Genomic DNA, 21,799 nt, shown 5'->3' with positions numbered 1-21,799 from the left:
CGCCGCACGGTAACCGGATCGATCTGGTGACCGGCTCGATCTGGGGAAAGGCGTGATCTGCGTGAGCGGTACGTACCTTCCGGTCTCCGCGGCCCAGCGCGAGATCTGGCTCGCCCAGCAGCTCGCGCCCTATGGCGGCGGCTACCAGATCGCGCAGTACGTCGAGATCGACGGGCCGGTGGACGCGCGGGCGATGGAGGCCGCGGTGCTGCGGACGGCGGCGGAGGCCGAGCCGGTGCGGGTCCGGCTGGCGGAGGCCGACGGCGACCCGATCCAGGAGGTCGTCCCGCTGACCGGCTGGACCATGCCGGTGTTCAACGTCAGTGAGGCGCCCGACCCGCGCCTGGCCGCCGAGAAGTGGATGCGCACCGACGCGGCCCGGCCGATGGACCTGGGCGGTGGCCGGCTGTTCAGCTGCGCGCTGTTCCGGCTGCGACCAGACCGCTTCGCCTTCTACCAGTGCGTCCACCACATCGCCGCCGACGCGTTCGGCGCCGCGGCGCTCACCCGCCGCATCGCCCAGCTGTACACGGCCGCCGTCACCGGCCAGCCCGCCGAGCCGGCGTCGTTCGGGCCGCTGCGGCTGCTGGTCGAGGAGGACGCGCGGTACCGGGAGTCCGCGAGGTTCGAATCGGACCGTCGATACTGGACGGAGCGGCTCGCCGGCCATCCCGATCCCGCGACGCTCGTCGCCGACCGGGCCGTGGCCGAGGTGAGCGGTGCTGTCGACCGGACCGCCGTGCTGTCCCACGCGGAGGCGGACCGGGTACGGGCGGCGGCCCGCGCGCGGCAGACCCACTGGGCGAGCCTGCTGACCGCCGCGACAGCCGGGTACCTGCACCGGGTGACCGGGCAGACCGACATCGTCCTCGCCCTCCCGGTGACCGCCCGGCCCGGCCGGCGCGTGGCCAGCGTGCCCGGCATGGCGGCGAACGTGCTGCCGCTGCGGGTCGCGGTCACCGCCGCCACGCCGCTCGTGGACCTCGTCGACGCCGTGTCCGCCGGGATCCGCGACGCCCTGCGGCACCAGCGCTACCGGGGCGAGGACATCGCGCGCGACCTCGGCCTGACCGGCGGCTTCGGCGAACTGGCCCGGGTACGCGTCAACGCGATGCCGTTCGAGCAGAGCCTCAGCTTCGGCGGTCACCCCGGCACGCTCCACACGATTTCCGTCGGGCCGGTCGAGGACCTCGCCGTGACCGCTTACGACCGGGGCGACGGACTGTTGCATGTGGACTCCCACGCGCCGGCCGACCGGTGCGACGCCGGGGAGATCGCCGGCCACCACCGCCGGGTGCTCGCCGTGTTGGGCGCGGTGGTCTGTGCCATCACCGGCCCATCGCGCGACGCCGTCGTCGGTGACGTCGAGCTGCTGACCGGCGCCGAACGCCGCCTCGTGCTGGGCGACTGGGTACCGCGCCGTCCGCCCGCCGGCGCGGAGGGATCCGCCCTGCTGCCCGACCTGTTCGCGGCGCGGGCCCGGCGCGGCCCGAACGCGGTGGCCGTGACCTTCGGGGACCGCGACATGACGTACGCGGAGCTGGACGCGGCCACGAACCAGTTGGCCCGGCGGCTGATCGCGGCCGGCGCCGGCCCGGAGCGCACCGTCGCCGTGGTGGTGCCGCGCTCGGAGGACCTGGTCGTCGCGATCCTCGCGGTCGCCAAGAGCGGTGCCGCGTACCTGCCGGTCGACCCGCGCTACCCGGCCGAGCGGATCGCGTTCCTGCTCGCCGACGCCAGGGCCGACGTCGTACTGTCCACCTGGGAAATAGTCGGTGACCTGCCGGACACCGAGGCGCCCGTGCTCGCGCTCGACGACCCGCCCACCACCGGAGTCTTCCCCTTCTCGCCGATCACCGACGCCGACCGGCGCGCGCCGCTGCTGCCCGGCCATCCCGCGTACCTTGTCTACACGTCCGGCTCCACCGGCGTGCCCAAGGGCGTCGCCGTCAGCCATCACGCCGTGACGCGGCTGTTCGCGGCCACCAGCGAGGAGTTCGGGTTCGGCCCCGACGACGTGTGGACGCTGTTTCACTCGTGCGCGTTCGACGTATCGGTGTGGGAGATGTGGGGCGCCCTGGCGCACGGCGGCCGCCTGGTCGTGGTGCCCGACGAGACCACCAGGAACCCCGCCGACCTGCTCCGGCTGCTGATCTCCGAGCGGGTGACGGTGCTCAGCCAGACGCCGAGCGCGTTCGCCGCGCTGGACGAGGCCGCGCGCGCCGAACCCGACCTGGATCGGGCGCTCGCCCTGCGCACGGTCGTGTTCGCCGGTGAGCCGCTGGACTTCGGGCTGCTCGCCCGGTGGTACGAGCGGCACCCGGACGAGGCGCCGGTCATGGTGAACATGTACGGCACCACCGAGACCGCCGTGCACGCCACGTACGCCGCGCTGCGCCACGAGGACGCGCGAGCGGGCGCCGGCCTGATCGGCAGGCCACTGCGCTACCTGCGCATGTACGTGCTCGACGGCGCGCTGCGCCCCGCTCCGCCCGGGGTGGCCGGTGAGCTGTACGTGGCCGGTGCCGGGCTGGCGCGGGGGTACGCCGGGCGCGCCGGGCTGACGGCGGAACGGTTCGTCGCGTGCCCTTTCGGGCCGGGCCGGATGTACCGGACCGGCGATGTGGTGCGGTGGCGCCCCGACGGGCAACTGGAGTTTCTGGGACGGGCCGACGACCAGGTGAAGGTGCGCGGGTACCGGATCGAGCTGGGTGAGGTTTCGGCGGCGCTCGCCGCATGTGACGGGGTGCGGCGAGCGACCGCCGTGGTGCGGGACGGGCGGCTGGTGGGGTACGTGACACCGGCCGATGTGGACGTGGCGGCCGTACGGGAGGCTCTCGCCCGCCGGCTGCCGGCGTACTTGGTCCCCTCCGCCGTGGTGTCCCTTGTGGAGCTGCCGCTGACCGGCAGCGGCAAGCTGGATCGCAAGGCGTTGCCCGCACCCACTTTTTTGACGTCACGCGAGCCAGCGGACGCCCGCGAGCAGATGCTGTGCGGGGCGTTCGCCACGGTGCTGGGCCTGCCGGCGGTCGGCGCCGACGACAGCTTCTTCGCGCTTGGCGGCGACAGCCTGTCCGTGACCCGGCTGGTGGGCCACGTGCGGCGGGACCTGGGCGTGGAGCTGAGCGTGCGGGACGTCTTCGAGGCGCTCACTCCGGGGGCGCTGGCCCTCCGGCTCCGGCCCGCCGAGCCACCCGCCCTCGTGGGAGCGGTGGCCTCGCGGGAGAAGCCGGCGCTGTCGTTCGCGCAGGAGCGGCTGTGGTTCCTGCACCAGCTCGACGGGCCGAGCCCGGCTTACCATATGCCGGCTGCCGTGCGGATTTCCGGCGACCTCGACGTGGCCGCGTTGCGGTCGGCGTTCGACGCCGTGGTGGCCCGGCACGAGGTGCTGCGCACCGTCTACCCGGAGGCGGACGGCGTGCCGTACCTGCGGGTCCTCGATCCGGCCGAGGTGGGCACGGTGCTGCGGACCGCTGCGGTAGATGAGGCGGCTCTGGACGAGACCGACCTCGACGAGGCGCTGCGCCGGGCCGCCCGGGAACCGTTCGACCTCACCAGCGAGCTCCCGATCCGCGCCCGCCTGTTCACAGTGGACAGTGGCTACGTGCTGCTGGTGGTGGCGCACCACATCGCGGTCGACGGGTGGTCGGCCGGTGTGCTGTGGCGGGACCTGGCGTCGGCGTACGCCGGTGAGGCTCCGGAGTGGACCGAGCCGCCGGTGCGATACACGGACTACGCGGCGTGGCAGCGACAGGCTCTGGCGGCACCGGACGACGGCTATTGGCGCGAGGCCCTCGCGGGAATGCCCGAGCGGATCGACCTTCCGGTGGACCGCCGTCCGGCCGCCGCTTCGCGCGAGGGCGATGTGGTGGCGTTCCACTGGCCGGCTTCGCTGTACGAGCGCGTGAAGGGGCTTGCGGCCGACCGCGGGGCGACGCCGTTCATGGTGGTACAGGCCGGGCTGGCGGCGCTGCTGTCGCGGCTCGGCGCGGGCACCGATGTGCCGATAGGGGTACCGGTGGCGGGGCGCTCGGAGCCGGCGCTGGCGGACCTGGCCGGTATGTTCGTGAACACCTTGGTGATGCGTGTCGACGTCTCGGGCGATCCGCGCTTCGCCGAGCTGCTGGAGCGGGTGCGAGAGCGGAGCGTCGGTGCCCTGGCGCACCAGGACGTACCGTTCGAGCATCTGGTGGGGGTGGTCAATCCGGCTCGGTCGCCGGCGCACCACCCCCTCGTGCAGGTGGTGCTGGCGTGGCAGCACACGCCGGCGGTCGAACCGGTCCTGTCGGGGGTGCGGTGCGAGGCGATCCCGGTGCACACCGGTACCGCGCGGCTGGATCTGTCCTTCTCGTTGGGGGAGGAGGACGGTGGGGTCGCGGGGAGTGTCGAGTACCGCACCGACCTGTTCGATCGTTCCACTGTGGAGTCGCTGATCGGCAGGCTGGGGCGGCTGTTGACGGCGGCGGTGGACGACCCGGGGCGCCGGGTGGGTGAGATCGACCTGCTCTCGGACTCCGAGCGCGCGAGCGTTCTGGGTCCGTGGGCCGGGTCGGCGGCGGTGGAGGCGGGCGTGACCCTTCCGGAGGTGTTCGCCGCGCGGGTGGCGCGGGCACCGGACGCGGTCGCGGTCGTCTCCGGCGCGCGGTCGCTGACGTACGCCGAACTGGACGCCGCCTCGAACCGGCTGGCGCGCCGCCTGATCGCGGACGGGACCGGGCCGGAGCAGGTGGTGGGGCTCGCGGTGCCGCGCTCGCTGGAGTTCGTCGTGGCGATGCTCGGCGTGCTGAAGGCCGGTGCGGCGTACCTGCCGGTCGACCCGGACTGCCCGCCGGACCGGTTGGGCCTGCTGCTCGAACAGGCGCGGCCGAGGCTGCTGCTGACGGCCGACGACATCCTGACCGACGGGCCAAGCCTCGCCGAGGACCGAGCCAACCCGGTGCGTATACCGGCGCTGGACCCGCGCAACGCCGCCTACGTCATCTTCACGTCGGGGTCGTCGGGGGAGCCGAAGGGCGTCGTGGTGCCGCACAGCGGCGTACCGGTGATGGCGGCCGCGCAGGTCCGGCGGCTCGGACTGGGGCCGGGCAAGCGTGTGCTGTGGTTCTCGTCGCCGGGGTTCGACGCGTCGGTGTGGGAGCTCTGGGGTGCGCTGTCGTCGGGGGCGTCCATTGTGGTCGCCGGCCCGGATCCGGTGGCGGATCTGGCGGCGCGCGACGGCATCACGCACGTGACCGTGCCGCCGAGCGTACTGGCCGGGCTCGACCCGTCGGCGGTACCGGTGGGGACCGTCGTCGCCGCCGGAGAGGCGCTGCCCGAGCCGGTACTGGCCGAGTGGTCCGCCGGGCGGCGGCTGCTGAACGCCTACGGGCCGACCGAGGTGACCGTGTGCGCCACGGTCAGCGATCCGCTCCCGGACGGGGCGGGGGTGCCGGTCGGGCGACCGATCGAGGGCACCCGGCTGTGGGTACTGGACGCGTGGTTACGACCGGTACCACCGGGCGTCGCTGGCGAGCTGTACGTGGCCGGTGCCGGTGTGGCGCGCGGTTACGCGGGACGCCCCGCGCTGACGGCCGAGCGCTTCGTCGCCTGCCCGTTCGAGCGCGGCCGGATGTACCGCACCGGTGACGTGGTGCGGTGGCGCGCCGATGGGCACCTGGAGTTCGTGGGCCGGGCCGACGACCAGGTGAAGGTGCGCGGGTACCGGATCGAGCTGGGCGAGGTCTCTTCGGCGCTCGCCGCGTGTGACGGTGTGAAGCAGGCGGCGGCCGCAGTGCTGGACGGCCGGCTGGTCGGATACGTGGTGCCGTCCGATGTGGAGGGTGTGCGAGAGGCGGTGGCCCGCCGGCTACCGGCTTACATGGTGCCCTCGGCGATCGTCGGGCTGGACGAGCTGCCGATCAACCGCAACGGCAAGCTCGACCGCAAGGCGCTGCCCGCCCCCACCTCGACCCCGTCCCGCGAGCCGGCGACCGAGCACGAGAAGATGCTCTGCCGGGCGTTCGCCGCGGTGCTGAACAAGGAGGCGGTGGGCGCCGACGACAGCTTCTTCGACCTCGGTGGCGACAGCCTGTCGGTGACCCGGCTGGTGAGCCTGGTGCGGCGGGACCTGGGCGCGGAGGTCGGCGTCCGGGACGTCTTCGAGGCGCCGACCCCGTCCGCGCTCGCGCCCCGGCTCCGCGCGGCCGCGCCACGAAACCCGGTGCTGGCGCTCGCCACGCGCCCCGCACGGCCGCCGCTGTCGTTCGCGCAGGCGCGGCTCTGGGCACTGCACCGCCTCGACGAGACGCAGCCGACGTACAACGTGCCCGTCGCCGTCCGGATCGAAGGCGACCTGGACGTCGCGGCGCTGCGCGCGGCCCTGGCCGACGTGGTGGCCCGCCACGAGGCCCTGCGCACCAGCTACCCGGAGGAAGGCGGCGCGCCGTACCAGCGGGTCCTCGAACCCGAGGCGGTCCGCCCGGACCTGCGCGCCGAAGCCGTCGATCCGGCCGACCTGCCGTACGCGTTGCGCCGCGCCGCGCGGTACGCGTTCGACCTGGCCGGCGAGGCACCGTTGCGGGCGCACCTGTTCCGGCCCGCACCGGGCGAACACGTGCTGCTCGTGGTCTCGCACCACATCGCGGTCGACGGATGGTCGGCCGGCGTGCTGTGGCGGGACCTCGCGTTCGCGTACGGGTGCCGGGTCGCGGGCGCCGAGGTGGCGTGGTCGGCGCTGCCGGTGCGGTACGTGGACTACGCGGTGTGGCAGCGCGAAATGGTGCCGGACGACAGCTACTGGCGGGAGGCGCTGACCGGGTTGCCGGAGCGCATCCACCTGCCCGCCGACCGCCGCGCCGCTTCGCCGTCACATCAAGGGGACGTGGTCGCTTTCCACTGGCCCGCTGCCCTGTACGAGCGGATCAAGCGGGTCGCCGCCACCGGCAACGCGACCCCGTTCATGGTCGTACAGGCCGGGCTGGCGGCGCTGCTGTGCCGGCTCGGCGCCGGCACCGACATCCCCGTGGGCGTACCGGTCGCCGGTCGCCCCGACCCGGCCCTGGCGGACCTGACCGGCATGTTCGTCAACACGCTCGTGCTGCGGGTGGACGCCTCGGGCGACCCGAGCTTCGCCGAGCTGCTGGGGCGGGTGCGGGAGCGCGGCCTCGGCGCGCTGGCACACCAGGACGTGCCGTTCGAGCACCTGGTGGGAGTGCTCAACCCGGACCGGTCGCTGGCGCACCACCCCCTCGTCCAAGTGATGCTCGCGTGGCAGCAGCCCGTCGGCGACCTGAGCCTGCCGGGGCTGCGGTGCGAGCCGGTGCCCGTACACACCGGCACGTCGCGGCTCGACCTGTCCTTTTCGTTGGCAGAAGAGGACGGTGGGATCGCGGGGACCGTCGAGTACCGCACCGACCTGTACGACCGCTCCACAGTGGAGTCGCTGGTCGGCAGGCTCCAGCGGCTGCTGGCAGCCGCGCTCGGCGACACCGGGCGGCGGATCGGTGACCTGGACGTACTGTCCGATGAGGAGCGCGACCGGATCCTCACCGCGTGGGCGGGCTCCGGTGAGGCACGGGGCGCCCTGCTGCCCGCGCTGTTCGCCGCCCAGGTGGCCCGTACACCGGGTGCGGTGGCGGTGACCTGCGGCGACCGGTCGCTGACGTACGCGGAGCTGGACATCGCCGCCAACCGGCTGGCCCACCGGCTCGTCGCGGACGGCGCCGGCCCCGAGCAGGTCGTGGCGCTCGCGATGCCCCGCACGGTCGAGCTGGTCGTCGCGATCCTCGGCGTGCTCAAGGCCGGCGCCGCGTACCTGCCGGTCGATCCCGGCTACCCGGCGGAGCGGATCGCGTTCCTGTGCCGCGACGCCGGAGCCGAGCGACTGCTGACCGCCGGCGACGTCCTTGTGGACGGTCCGGACTGGCCGCCGGTGGTGCGGCTCGACCCGCGCAATCCGGCGTACGTCATCTACACGTCCGGCTCGACCGGCACGCCCAAGGGCGTCGTCGTCACGCACGGCAACGCGGCGCGGCTGTTCAGCTCCACAGAGCTATTCGAGTTCCGCGCCGATGACGTGTGGCCGCTGTTCCACTCGTACGCCTTCGACTTCTCGGTGTGGGAGCTGTGGGGCGCGCTGCTGCACGGCGGGCGCCTCGTCGTGGTACCGGAGGAGACCACCCGCACGCCGGCGGCGTTCCTGCGGCTGCTCGTCGACGAGCGGGTCACCGTGCTCAACCAGACGCCCACCGCGCTGGCCGCCCTCCTGGCGGCGGCCGCCGGCGAGCCCGAACTGGCCGGCGCCCTCGCGCTCCGCACGGTGCTGGTGGGCGCCGAGACGGTACCGGCCGGCGTCCTCGCGCCGTGGTCCGGCGAGCGGCGGATGGTCAATGTGTACGGTCCAACCGAGACAGCGGTCTTCGCCACGATGAGCGAGCCGTACCAGGATGGCGCCGGCGTGTCGCCGATCGGCCGCCCGTTCACCGCCACGACCGTGCGGGTGCTCGACGGCCGGCTGCGCCCGGTGCCGCCCGGTGCCCCCGGCGAGCTGTACGTCTCCGGCGCCGGTGTGGCCCGCGGCTACCTCGGCCGGCCGGCACTGACGGCCGAACGGTTCGTGGCCAATCCCTTCGGTCCGGCCGGGGAGCGGATGTACCGCACCGGCGACCTGGTCCGGTGGCGCGCCGACGGTCAACTGGAGTTCCTCGGGCGCGCCGACGATCAGGTCAAGGTGCGGGGGTACCGCATCGAGCTGGGCGAGGTCGAGGCCGCGCTCGCTGCCTGCGACGGCGTGCGGCAGGCCGCCGCCGCGGTCCGCGACGGGCGGCTGGTGGCCTACGTGGTGCCGCCCGACGTCGAGGGCGTCCGGGAGGCGGTCGCGCGCCGGCTGCCCGGTTTCATGGTGCCGTCGGCGATCGTGGGCCTGACCGAGTTGCCGGTCAACGGCAGCGGCAAGCTCGACCGCGGCGCGTTGCCCGTCCCCACCTTCGCCCCGTCCCGGAGGCCGGCGACCGGCGACGAAGAGATGCTCTGCCGGGTGTTCGCCGAGGTGCTGCACAGGGCGGAGGTCGGAGCCGACGACGGCTTCTTCGACCTCGGCGGCGACAGCATCATGGCGATGCGACTCGTCAGCCGGGCGCGGCAGGCCGGGCTGGCCATCACGCCGCGCGACGTGTTCAACGCACGCACGCCGGCCGCGCTGGCCGCCGTGGCGACCCCGATCGCCGCCGACGCGGAGGTCGAGGACGCGCCGGTCGGGCCGGTCGGCGCCACCCCGATCACCGAGTGGTGGGCCGAGCGCGGCGGGCCCCTCGCGGGGTTCAACCAGTCGGTGCTCGTGCGGGTGCCGGCCGGGATCGAGTACGACCACCTCGCGGCCGCGCTCCAGGCGGTCGTCGACCACCACGATGCCCTGCGCCTGCACAGGGCATCCGAGACCAGGGCACCCGCGACCCGTGTCCGTCCGGTCGGGACCGTCGACGCGGCCGCCTGCCTGCGCCGGGTCGCCGGGCCAGCCACCGACGAGACCGTCGCCCGGGAGTTCGCCGAGGCGAGCGCCGAGCTCGATCCCTCGTCGGGTGCCACGCTGCGCGCGGTGCTGTTCGACGAACACCTGCTCGTCGTCGTCCACCACCTCTGCGTCGACGGCGTCTCGTGGCGGATCCTGCTGCCCGACCTGCACGCGGCCTGGCAGGCGGCCGCCACCGGGCAGACCGTCCAGCTCCCACCGGCCGGCACGTCGGTGCGCCGCTGGAGCCAGGTACTGGCCGGCCGCGCCGCCGACCCCCGCACCCGGGACGAGCTTCCCCTGTGGACGGCCGTGCTCGACGGCCCGCGGGCGCGGATCGCCACCCGGCGGCTCGATCCCAGCCGCGACACCCTCGGCACCGCCCGTCACCTGACGCTCGAACTGTCCACGTCGGACGTCACGGACGTGCTGGCCCGCGTGCCGGCGGCGTTCCGTTGCGGCGTACAGGACGTGCTGCTGGCCGCGTTCGCGATCGCGGTGCGGCGCCGCTACGGCGGGCCTGTCGTCGTGGACGTCGAAGGCCACGGCCGGCCGGACGGTCCGCGCTGGCCGGTCGACCTGTCGCGCACCGTGGGCTGGTTCACCAGCATCCACCCGGTGCGGCTCGACCCGGGCGACGTCCACCGGTCGGACACCACGGTGGCGCTCAAGCGGGTCAAGGAGCAGCTCCGGTCCATACCGGACGGTGGCATCGGATATGGCCTGCTGCGCTACCTCGACGCCGAGACCAAGCCGGTGCTGGCGGCCCTGCCCGCGCCCGAGGTCGGCTTCAACTACCTCGGCCGCGTCACCACAGGCGACGGCTGGGCTCCGGTACTGGGCGGACCCCAGCGACCCGGCGCCCACCCGGACACGCCGCTCGCGCACGTCCTGGAGCTGACCGCCGTGGCGCACGACGCCCCCGGCGGGTCACGGCTCGCGGCCACCTGGTCCTGGGCGGCCGGCCTCGTGCCCGAGGAGCGGGTGCGGGAGCTGGCCCGGGACTGGTTCGCGGTGCTGCGCGCCCTGGCGGCGCAGGCCCGCCGGCCCGGCGCCGGCGGGCTCACCCCCTCGGACCTGCCGCTGGTGCGGCTCGTCCAGGACCAGATCGACGACATCGAGGCGTCCTTCGCCGCCGCCGCGCCGGACGTGCCGGTGCGCGACGTGTGGCCGTTGACGCCGTTGCAGGAGGGCCTGCTCTTCCACGCCCTGACCGACGTGTCGCCCCGCGACCCGTACACCGTGCAGCTCGCGCTGGACCTCGACGGCCCGCTGCGGGAGGAGGCGTTGCGCGACGCGGCCGGTGCCCTGCTGGTCCGGCACGGCAACCTGCGCGCGGCGTTCCTGCAGCGCGCCTCCGGCCCGGTCCAGGTGGTACCGGCCAGCGCCCGCCTGCCCTGGCGCCGCGTCGACCTGCGCCGGGTCAAGCCGAGGGCGCGGCCGGAGACGCTGCGGCTGCTGCTGGAACGCGACCGCGCCGAGCGGTTCGCCCTCCACCGTGGACCGTCGCTGCGGATGACCCTCATCGTGCTCGACGACGACCGGCACCGCCTGGTCATCACCGCGCACCACCTGCTGCTCGACGGCTGGTCGCTGCCCATCCTGGTGCGCGAGCTGCTCGCCGGGTACAGCGGCCGCGCCGTGCCCGCACCGCAGCCCTATCGCGACTACCTGGCCTGGCTCGCCGCTCAGGACCGGTCTGCCGCCCGTGCGGCGTGGCGGGCCGCGCTGGCGGGCGTCGAAGAGCCGACGCTGGTCGCGGCGCACGGTGGCGACGAGCGCCCGCCCGAGGCGGTACATCTCAAGCTGCCGGCGGACACCGGTGCGGCGCTGCGGGCCAGGCTCAACGCCCTCGGTGTCACGCTGAACACGGCGGTGCAGGCGGCCTGGGCGATGGTCCTGGGCCAGCACACCGGGCGCGACGACGTCGTGTTCGGCGCCACCGTGGCGGTACGCCCACCGGAGGCGCCCGAGGTGGTCGGCCTGTGCGTCAACACCGTTCCGGTGCGGATCCTGCTCGACCCGTCACGGACGCTCGCGCAGGCGCTGGCCGGGATCCAGGACGAGCAGGCGGCCCTGATCCCGCACCGGCACCTGGGACTGAGCGAGATCCACCGGCTCAGCGGGCACCGCCGGCTGTTCGACACCATCACGGTGTTCGAGAACTACCCGCTGCCCGCTGAGGGCCTGGACGCTGGACCGCTGCGGGTCAGCGCGGTCGACGGGTGGGGCGACACCCACTACCCGCTGTCGCTGTCGGCGGCGCACCGGGACGGCCTGGAGCTGACCCTGCGCTACCGGCCGGGCCTGTTCGACCGGTCCACGGTGGAGTCGCTGCTGGCCCGGCTGGAACGGGTACTGGCCGCGGTCGCCGAAGACGCCGGCCGCCTGGTCGGCGAGGTCGACCTGCTGTCCACTGAGGAGCGTGACCGCCTCCTTCGCGACTGGGCCGGCTCGGCGGGCGAGCCGGACGGGCTGTTGCCACGGCTGTTCGCGGCGCAGGCGTCCCGGACGCCCCGGGCGGTCGCGGTCATCGCGGGTGACCGTTCGCTGACGTACGCCGAACTGGACGCGGCCTCGAACCGGCTGGCGCACCGCCTGGTCGCCGGCGGGGTGCGCGCGGAGCAGGTCGTCGGCCTGGTGATGCCGCGCTCGCTGGAGTTCGTGGTGGGGATGCTGGGCGTGCTCAAGGCCGGCGCGGCGTACCTGCCGGTGGACCCCGGCTACCCGGCCGAGCGCATCGCGTTCATGTGCCGCGACGCGGGGGCTGAGCGGCTGCTCAGCGCGGCGGACGTGTTCGTCGACGGGCCGGCCGGCCCGCCGCCCGCCGTGCGGCTCGACCCCCGGAATCGCGCGTACGTCATCTACACCTCCGGTTCGTCGGGCGCGCCCAAGGGTGTCGTGGTGCCGCACGGCGGCGTACCGGCCATGGCGCGCTCGCAGGTGCGCCGCCTGGGGCTCGACGCGACGAGCCGGGTGTTCTGGTTCTCGTCGCCCGGCTTCGACGCCTCGGTGTGGGAGCTGTGGGGCGCGCTGTCGTCGGGCGGGGCGGTGGTCGTGGCCGGCCCGGACCCCGTGGCGGAGCTGGCGGCCCGCGGCGACCTGACGCACGCGACGGTGCCGCCGAGCGTACTGGCCGCCGTGACACCATCGGCCGCCCCGGGCACCGTGGTGTCGGCGGGGGAGGCGCTGCCGGAGCAGACCGCGGCCGGCTGGTCGGTGGGGCGGCGGCTGCTGAACGCGTACGGGCCGACCGAGGTGACCGTGTGCGCGACGGTGAGCGAGCCCCTCGAAGGCGACCAGGTGCCGATCGGCCGGCCGATCGAGGGTACCCGGGTCTTCGTCCTCGATGGATGGTTGCGGCCGGTACCGCACGGCGTGCCCGGCGAGCTGTACGTGACCGGTGCGGGCGTGGCGCGCGGCTACGCCGGCCGCCCGGCGCTGACCGCGGAACGGTTCGTGGCCAACCCCTTCGGCCCCGGGCGGATGTACCGGACCGGCGACGTGGTGCGGTGGCGCGCCGATGGCCAGCTGGAGTACCTGGGCCGCGCCGACGACCAGGTGAAGGTGCGCGGCCACCGGATCGAGCTGGCGGAGGTGGAAGCCGCCCTCGCGGCCTGCGACGGCGTGGACCGGGCCGCGGTCGTGGTCCGCGACGGGCGGCTCGTCGGCTACACCGTGACGTCCGATGTGGAGGGTGTGCGGGCGGCGGTGGCCCGCCGGCTGCCCGCCTACATGGTCCCGTCGGCGATCGTGGGCCTGGACGAGCTGCCGGTGAACGCCAACGGCAAGCTCGACCGCAAGGCGCTGCCCGCGCCCACGATCGCGCGTTCGCGTGGCCCGGCGACGGCCGACGAGGAGGCGCTGTGCCGGGCGTTCGCGGAGGTCCTGAACAAGGAGGCGGTCGGGGCGGACGACAACTTCTTCGACCTCGGCGGCGACAGCATCCTCGCCACCAAGCTCGTCGGCCACCTGCGCGGTGTGCTGCGGGCCGGCGTCAGCCTCCGCACGGTCCTCGAAGCGCCGACCCCGGCCGGCCTCGCCGCGCGCCTCGACACCCCGGAGACCCGGCACGAGCTGGAGGTACTGCTGCCGTTGCGGGCGAACGGCAGCCGGCCGCCGCTGTTCTGCGTCCATCCGGCCGGCGGGGTCAGCTGGCCGTACGCGGGCCTCGTGCGCTACCTGCACCCCGAGCAGCCGGTGTACGGCCTGCAGGCGCGGGGCTTCACCGAGACGGGCGCGTTGCCGGCGAGCGTGGAGCAGATGGCCGCCGACTACCTCGACCAGATCCGCTCGGTGCAGCCGTCCGGCCCGTACCACCTGCTCGGCTGGTCGTTCGGTGGCCTGGTGGCGCACGCGATCGCCACCCGCCTGCAGAGCGAGGGGGAGCACGTGGCGCTGCTGGCGGTCCTCGACGCGTACCCGATCGGGCTGGACGCCGTCGACATCGACCGCGCCCTGGCGATCGCCCGCGGCGAGGTGGACGCCTCGGCCACCTCGCTGACCGGTACCGCGCCCGAGGTCGCCGACGCGATCGTCGTCAACCACATCCACCTCTACAACGAGTTCCAGCCCGCGCCGTTCCACGGCGACCTGTTGCTGTTCCGCGCCGACCCGGGCATCGCGGGCGCGGAGCTGGCCTGGCTGCCGTACGTGACCGGGCGGATCGACATCCACGCGGCCGGCTGCGAGCACCGGTCGATGCTGCGCCGGCCGGGGCTGGCGCGGATCGGCCCGATCGTGGCCCGCGCGATCGAGAAGGTCAACCAGATTCAACCGGTGAGGAGCTGAACGTGACCAACCCCTTCGAAGACCCGGACGGCCGGTACCTCGCGCTCATCAACGCCGAGGGGCAGTACTCGCTGTGGCCGGCCTTCGTCGCGGTGCCGGACGGGTGGGGCGTCGCCCACCCCGAGGACAGCCGGGACGCCTGCCTCGCGCACATCGACCGGCACTGGACCGACATGCGACCGCGCAGCCTGGCGGAAGCGATGGAGGAGCACGCCCCCGAAAGCAGGTAGGCGACGATGACGCGATCCAACGAGTACCACGCCGCGCACCGGGCGATCGTGGTGATCCGACCCGTCCGCCTGTCGCCGCGCCTCGTGGTCGTCGGCGTCGTGCTGGCGGCCATCGTGCTCGGCTGGGTGGGCGCCGGGTTCGCGAACATCATCGGCGACGACTGCGACGAACCGGTGAGCGTCGAGGTGGCCGCCGCGCCGTCGATCGCACCGGCGGTGTCGCGGATGGCCGCCGGTGTACCCCCGGACACGGGTGGCGGCTGCTTCCGGCTGACGGTCACCGGTACCGGATCGGCGGACGTGGTCGCGCGCCTGGCGGCTCCGGACGGCGCGATCCCGCACGCGTGGATCCCGGAATCGACCTGGTGGTTGCGGCGAGCGGGGTCCGCGGCCGGCGCCGGCCGCGGCGTGCCCGCCACCGGTACGACGGTGGCCAGCTCGCCGGTCGTCCTGGCCGTCACCGGTCAGGTCGCGGCCGAGTTCGTGCCGCCGGGGCCACCGCTTGGCTGGCAGGCGCTGCTGGACCCGGACGAGGACGCCCGCCCGCTGGGCCTGCCCGACCCGACCGGCGATCCCGTCGGCCTGTCCGGCGTGCTGGAGATCCGCCGGATCGCCGGCCAGTCCGACTCGCCCGGCCCCGACAACGCCGAGATGCTGCGACGGCTGTCGCGCATCGCCGCGCCAGCCGGCGCCGACCTGCTGTCCAGAGTGGGCGGTGACGCGCCGGACTCCTTGCAGGGCGCGGTGGTCAGCGAGCAGGAGGCGCTCGGCTACAACGCGCGGGGGGACGCCGAGCCGCTCGTACCGGTGTACCCGGACCTGTCCACACCGGGGCTCGACCACCCGTTCGTCGTGCTGCCCGGCGCGGGGGACGTGCCGCGCGCGGTCGCCGAACGGTTGCGTAGCGCGCTGGTCGACGACGGCGCGGGCGCGCTGGCCGCGGTCGGGCTGCGCACCGCGGCCGGTACGCCGGTCCGGGACGGCACCGCGGTGGTCGCGCCGGCACCGCTGCCGTCATCGGCCACTGTGGACACCGCGCTGCGCGGCTGGGCCGGCGTCAACCTCAGCGCCCGGCTCCTCAACGTCATCGACGTGTCCGGCTCGATGGCCGGCCGCGCCGGCCGGGGGCAGACCCGGCTGAGCGCGACGGTGGCCGCGGGCGGCCGCCTGATCGGCCTGCTGCGCGACACCACCGAGGTGAGCGTGTGGCGGTTCGCGTCCGAACTGGACGGTGAGCGGGACCACCAGGAGGTGCTGCCGCTGGTGCCGCTGCGCGAGCGGCGCGGCGACGTCTTCGCGGCCCTCGCGGGGCTCCGTACCGTGCCGGGCGCCCGCACCGGGCTGAACGACACCACCCTCGCCGCGTACCGTCAGGCGCGCGGCGTGTGGAAGGCGGGGCGGCTCAACCTGGTCCTGATCGCCACCGACGGGCGCGACAACGACCCGAACGGCGTCGGGCTGGGCGAGGTGATGTCGAAGCTGGCCGCCCTGCAGGATCCCCAGCGCCCGCTGCCGCTCATCTTCTTCGGCATCGGGCCGGACGTCGACGCGCAGGCCCTGCAGGCGATGAGCGCCGCGACCGGCGGCCGCACGTTCCTGAGCCCGGACGGCAACGGCGTCGAAGACCTCTTCTTCCAGGCCTTGGATTTCCTGGTCCAGCAGTGGCCACAGTGACCCGTTGAGTGGCCGGGCAGCGTCGCGCCCGGCCACCGCGCGTGTCAGTGTGCGACCGCCGCCTTGGTGCGGAGGTGTCTCGCGTGCTCGGCCCGGAGCGCGATCTCCAGTTCGAAGCGCAGGTCCGGGTCCCGGATCTGGCTGCCGAACAGCTGGCCGAGCTGGCGCAGGCGGTGCCGCACGGTCTGCGGGTGCACGTGCAGATGGGCGGCCACCTCGTTGGCGTTCATGTTGAACTTGAGCCACGCCAGCAGCGTGTCGGCGAGCAGTTCCCGCTTGTCGTCCCGCAGCCGGGCCAGGGGCGCCAGCCGCCGCTCGGCGAGCGTGGCGAGCAGCGCCTGGTCCTGGAACACCGCCAGCGAGGCGAGATGGTCGCCGCACCAGATGATGTGCTCGCGCGGGATGAGCCCCTTCGCCGACAGGTCCAGCGCCAGGCGGGCCCAGCGCAGTGACTTGCCGGCGTCCACAGGGGACACCGCCGGGCCGACCGCGGCGTGGTGCTGTGACAGGCCGTTCACCAGCGCCCGCACCTGCGCCAGCCCTTTCGGGTCGGGCACGATCAGGCACGGCTGCGAGTGGTCGAAGGCGGCCAGGATCTCCGGTGACAGTACCGGCGGCTGCGCGATCGGCGCGGGCGCGGCCACGGCGACGGCGGCCAACCGGCGCGGCATCTGCCAGTGAGCGGCGCTCGCCGCCGTGGCCAGCGCCGTCATCGACGGCGGCGGGTCGGCGATGAGCAGGTCGAGCAGCCGGCGCCGGCGCCGGTCCAACTCGCCCGCCTCGGCCTCCTGAGCCTGTGCGTAGCCTTCCGCGGACGCCCGCGCGACGTCGTCGGTGTTGTCGAAGATGGCCTCGGCGAGCCACGCCACCGCGTTCGGCGGCAGCGCGTGCCGCTCGGCGAACGCGCGCAGCCGCCGGTTGGCGACCCGCGCGCAGATCCGCACCGCGGCGTGCAGCGCGTCGAGGCTGCGCCCCTCACGCATCTCCCGTTCGCCGACCGCCTGGTACAGCTCGCGCCAGTTGATCGGCTGGCTGTCGTCGTCTCCCGGGCCCCGGCCACGGCCGACGTGCTGGTCGAGCAGTTCGACGTACCGGCGCAGAGCGAACTCCACCCCGGTGCGCAGCGCCTGGACGTACCGCTCCTCGGGCCGCGCGTACTCGGGCACGTGTGCCTGGATCTCCCGTACCATCTCGGCCGCGGAGTCCAGGACGTCGGCCCGTAACTGGTCCACCGTGGCGGGCGGGATCTTGCCCGTCAGCCAGGTGACGCTCGTTCGGTTGGGCATTGCCATGCTGTGCCTCCCCACCTGTCCGCCGATGGCACGCTGACGCACGCGGCGGCCATCCACCACCATTCCCCCAGAAATGTGTTTCCGCCCTGCCCTGCTTAACGGATGAGATCGCTTAGTCGTTCAGATCTTCTGTACGCAGCGACGTTTCATGATCACCGAGGGTGCTGGCGGGCGAGGCGCTGGGCGTGCGCGGCGCGGAGCGCGATCTCCAGCTCGAAGCGGCGGTCGGGGTCCTTCAGCTGGTCGCCGAAGAGCCGGCCGAGCTGCCGCAGGCGGTGACGCACGGTTTGCGGGTGCACGTGCAGGTGAGCGGCGACCGCGTTGGCGTTCATGCTGTTCCGTAACCACGCGAGCAGGGTCTCGACGAGCAGCTCGCGCTGGCTCTCGCGCAGCGTCGCGAGCGGCGCCAGGCGGCGCTCGGCGAGGGTCGCCAGCAGGTCCTCGTCCTGGAAGACGGCCAGCGTGGCGAGGTGGTCGGAGCACCAGAGCAGGCCGTCGGCCCGGATCACCCCGCGGCGCGCGAGCCGCAGGGCCCGGCGCGCCCAGCGCAGCGACTTGGCCGCCTCGACGGGTGGCACCGGTGGCCCGACCGCGGCGCGGAACCGGGCGAGGGCGTTCGTCAGCGAGCGGACCTGCGCGGGTGCCACCGGTTCGGGTACGACCAGGCAGCGGCTGGACCGGTGCAGGCCGCTCAGTATCTCGGGGGAGAGCACCGGCGGCGGGTTGATGCCGCCGGGCGCGTCGAGCGCGACCGCGCAGACCTGGCGCGGCAGCCGCCAGCGCGCCGCGGCGGCGGCCGGGCCGAGCGCCTCCACGGACGGCGGCGGGTCGGTCACCAGCAGGTCCAGCAGGCGCCGCCGGCGGCGGTCGAGCTCGCCGGCCTCGGCGGCCTGGGCGTGCGTGTACCCGGCCGCCGACGCCGAGATCAGCTCGTCGATGTACGCGAAGATCGCCTCCGCCACTGGGATGAGCGCCGCCGGCGGTACGCCGTCCCGCTCGGCGGCGTCGGCCAGCCGGTGCCAGCCCGCCCGCGCCCCGGCCCGCACCGCCGCGTGCAAGGCGTCGAGGTTGCGGCCCTCGCGTACCTCACCCGCCCCGATCGCCTTGAACGCCTCGCGCCAGCTCTGGTCGGCGTCGGCGCGCCGCTCCAGCACGTCGGCGAAGTGCCGCAGGGCGTGCTCGACGCCGCGGTGGACCGTGCGGGCGTACGCCTCGTCGCGCGGGCGCACGTACTCGGGCACCGCCGACTGGATCTGCCGCGTCATCTCGACGGCCACCTCGTCGATGTGGGCGCGGACCAGCCGGACGACCCGCTCGGAGACCGCGCCGTCCGGCGCCCCGGTGCTCATCTGCCCAGCGCCGCCAGGACCTGGTCGGCCATGTCGCGCATCCCGAGCGCGTTCGGATGCACCGGTATCGCACCCTCGGCGCCCAGGATGCCCTCGACGAACCGGGTACCGGGCGCCTGGCAGGCGTCATGCCCCGCGCTGGAGGCGAACGTGTCGACGAACGTCGCGCCGGCGGCCGCCGCCTGATCGGCCAGCACCTTGTTGAGTCGCACGTTGAGCGAGCGCAGGTAGGGCACGTCGCCGGTGGCGATCGGCTGGTCGACCGTGCACCGGTCCTTCGCCTCCGGCAGCAGCGCCGGGTAGCCGACCACGAGCACGGTGGCCCGCGGCGCGCGCTCGCGCACCTCGGCCAGGACCGCGCCCAGCTTCGGGCCCACCGCGTCGATCCCGGCCGCCAGGCGGTCGCCGCCGCCGCTGGTGAAGTGGGCGTTGCAGGGCGCGCCCTCCGCGTCGAGCAGGCCGAGTACCACGCAGGTGGCGACCGCCGGGGCGAAGCCCGCGTCGTTGCCGCCGACACCGAGCGTCACCAGGGTCGTGTCCGGGCCGAGCGCGTCGACCTGCGGTGGCGTGCCGCCCCGCGGGCCGGTGATGTCGCCGGTGACGGCCCCGCTGCAGCTCACGTCTGCGAACGCGGCCGGGCGCAGCGCCGCCGCGACCAGTGCCGGGTAGTTGCTGGTGGAGCGGTCGCAGGTGCCGGCGTCCGGGCGCTCGTCCGGTATCCCGGGACCGGACGTGTAGGAGTCACCCAGCGCCACGTACCCGCCCTCGCTCACCTCGGCCGTCCTGACCTGCTCGGACACCTCGGCGGCGGTCCAGGTACCGGCGTCCGGCCCGGTCGCGGTGGCGATGGCGGCGGTGCCGGCGCCGGAGACCGCCGCGGCGAGCGCGAGGCTCGCGACGATCCACAGGGGACGTGTACGGGTGCGGTGACCAACCATGTGGCGATGCTCGTCCGGCGGCTGGCGAGCGTCTATGAACCCGGCTCACGCAGTGCGGCGGGCGAGGTTGTCACGCGCGTGCGCACGCGGACCTCGGATTGTCACGCCCTGACAAGGCTTCGTCGCAGGCCGCGCATGGGCGGTCGATGCCGGGCCCTTTCAGGCCGGATTAGCGTCCAGCCCCATCGCGGTTCGGGCGTCCAGCCCGATCGCGGTTCGGGTGGGAGGACACATGAGCGTGATCGTCACAGTGGAAGCCGGTCGGCGGCGGCCGGTACCGGCGCCCGCACCGGCCCCCGCGCCGGTCGCGGTGCCGCTCGTCGGGAGGCTCGCCACCTGGGCGCACCGCCGGCCCGCCGACACGGCGTACACGTTCGTCGACTTCGCCGCCGACCCTGAGGGGGTGCCGCGGGACCTGAGCTGGGGCGAGCTGCACCGGCGGGCGACCGTGCTGGCGGGGCGCCTGCGGCGGGTGGCGGCACAGGGCGACCGGGTCGCGGTGCTGGCGCCGTCCGGGCCGGAGTACGTGGTGGCGCTGTTCGCCTGCTGGTACGCGGGGACGGTGGCGGTGCCCCTCTTCCCGCCCGACCTGCCCCGGCACGGCGAGCGGCTGGCAAGCTCCTATGTGGACTGCGCGCCGAGGTGCGTCGTCACCACGTCGGCGGCGGCGGACCGGGTGAAGGAATTCATCGAAGCCCGTCCTGGCCGGCCCGCCTTGATACTGGCCGACGACGACGGGGCAGCGGCCGAACCGTTCACCCGTTCGGCGGCCTCCCGCGACGACGTGGCGTACCTCCAGTACACCTCCGGCTCCACCCGCACCCCGGCGGGCGTGGTGATCTCGTACGGCAACCTGGCCGCCAACGTCCGTCAACTGTGGACGGCGTTCGCCGAGGGCCGGGGCGCCGTCACGGCGGTCAACTGGCTCCCGCTGTTTCACGACATGGGGCTGCTGGCGACGGTGGCGGTGCCGCTGCTCCACGGGACCAGGTCGGTCTTCTTCGACCCGGTGGCGTTCCTGATGCGCCCCGAACGCTGGCTGCGTCTGCTCAGCACGGCCGGTACGGCGTACACCGCGGCACCGAACTTCGCCTACGACTACTGCGTGCGCCGGATCGCGCCGGCGGCCCGTGCCGGCTTCGACCTGTCACGGGTGTTCGTGTGGCTCAACGGCGCCGAGCCGGTACGCGCCGGCACCGTGGCCGCGTTCGCGGACGCGTTCGCCGGCTCCGGCGTGGACCGGTCGGCGATCTGCGCGGCGTACGGCTTGGCCGAGGCGACCGTCTTCGTCGCCGGTGACCCGCCGGAACGGCCGCCTACCGTGACCCGGTTCGACCGGGTGGCGCTCGCGGCGGGAACCGCCCGGGTCGCGCGGGACGGGGCCGCCACCTCGGAGCTGGTGTCGTGCGGCCGGCCGGTCGGGCAGCGGGTCGCGATCGTCGACCCTGACCGCCGGGTCAGGCTGCCGGATGGCGAGGTCGGCGAGATCTGGGTGTACGGCGCCAACACGGCGCGCCGGTACTGGCGGCAGCCGGAGCTGACCGCGGAGGTGTTCGGCGCGATGCTCACCGGCTCCGGTGGCCTGCCGATCGGCCCGTGGATGCGCACCGGCGACCTCGGTGTCGTGTACGAGGGCGAGCTGTACATCACGGGCCGGCGCAGGGACCTGATCATCGTGGCCGGGCGCAACCACTACCCGCAGGACATCGAGGCGACCGCCGCGGCGGCCGCACCGCAGGTGGCGGACGGCCACGTGGTGGCGTTCGCCGTTTCGCACTTCGGGGCGCCGGACGGAGCCGTCGAGAAGGCCGTCGTGGTGGCCGAGCGGGCGCGGTCGGCGCCGCCCGGCGACCACGGACCCGACGAAGCGGCTCGGGACGTCCGCGCCGCCGTCTGGGCCGCACACGACCTGGCACTGCACGACGTCCTGCTCATCGAGCCGGGCGGGCTGCCGCGCACCTCCAGCGGCAAGCTCACGCGCAACCTCGCCCGGGAACGCTACCTGGCCGGCGGCTTCCCCACCCGGCCGGCCAGGTAGGCC

General features: G+C 74.5%; 7 protein-coding genes. 4 read left to right on the top strand and 3 right to left on the bottom strand.

Annotated elements, in window-relative coordinates; genetic code table 11:
• Positions 1–61 precede the first annotated feature (61 nt).
• Genes QMG73_RS06715 through QMG73_RS06705 form a run of 3 tightly spaced genes read left to right on the top strand, consistent with a single transcriptional unit; the run spans position 62 to position 16,179 of the window.
• Positions 62–14,275, top strand: coding sequence for a non-ribosomal peptide synthetase (locus QMG73_RS06715; RefSeq protein WP_281893155.1), 14,214 nt, complete (start codon positions 62–64; stop codon positions 14,273–14,275).
• Between the two features lie 2 nt (positions 14,276–14,277).
• Positions 14,278–14,505 (top strand): MbtH family protein, encoded by a 228-nt coding sequence (locus QMG73_RS06710; RefSeq protein WP_281893154.1) that lies wholly within the window; start codon positions 14,278–14,280, stop codon positions 14,503–14,505.
• A 6-nt stretch (positions 14,506–14,511) separates the two neighbouring features.
• A complete protein-coding gene (locus tag QMG73_RS06705) occupies positions 14,512–16,179 on the top strand; it encodes a substrate-binding domain-containing protein (protein WP_281893153.1) in 1,668 nt (555 codons plus the stop codon).
• 44 nt (positions 16,180–16,223) lie between these two features.
• On the opposite strand, the gene QMG73_RS06700 is transcribed toward QMG73_RS06705, so the two are convergent.
• The 3 genes from QMG73_RS06700 to QMG73_RS06690 form a co-directional block, all read right to left on the bottom strand.
• Positions 16,224–17,471 (bottom strand): PucR family transcriptional regulator, encoded by a 1,248-nt coding sequence (locus QMG73_RS06700; RefSeq protein WP_281893152.1) that lies wholly within the window; start codon positions 17,469–17,471, stop codon positions 16,224–16,226.
• A 152-nt stretch (positions 17,472–17,623) separates the two neighbouring features.
• Positions 17,624–18,820, bottom strand: a complete 1,197-nt coding sequence (locus QMG73_RS06695) for a PucR family transcriptional regulator (protein ID WP_281893151.1) — start codon at positions 18,818–18,820, stop codon at positions 17,624–17,626.
• Positions 18,817–19,758, bottom strand: a complete 942-nt coding sequence (locus QMG73_RS06690) for an SGNH/GDSL hydrolase family protein (RefSeq protein ID WP_281893150.1) — start codon at positions 19,756–19,758, stop codon at positions 18,817–18,819. The genes QMG73_RS06695 and QMG73_RS06690 overlap by 4 nt, the downstream gene beginning before the upstream one ends.
• Positions 19,759–19,990: 232 nt before the next feature.
• Here QMG73_RS06690 and QMG73_RS06685 point away from each other — a divergent pair, with 232 nt between their 5' ends.
• The gene (locus QMG73_RS06685) at positions 19,991–21,796 is read left to right on the top strand and encodes a fatty acyl-AMP ligase (protein ID WP_281893149.1); all 1,806 of its coding nucleotides are present in this window, start codon (positions 19,991–19,993) and stop codon (positions 21,794–21,796) included.
• Positions 21,797–21,799: the final 3 nt, after the last annotated feature.

The sequence above is a fragment of the Phytohabitans aurantiacus genome, assembly GCF_027923225.1.
Lineage (GTDB): Bacteria > Actinomycetota > Actinomycetes > Mycobacteriales > Micromonosporaceae > Phytohabitans > Phytohabitans aurantiacus.
The sequence above is the reverse complement of the archived record's forward strand: the minus strand, read 5'-3'. Positions and strand labels throughout refer to the sequence as shown.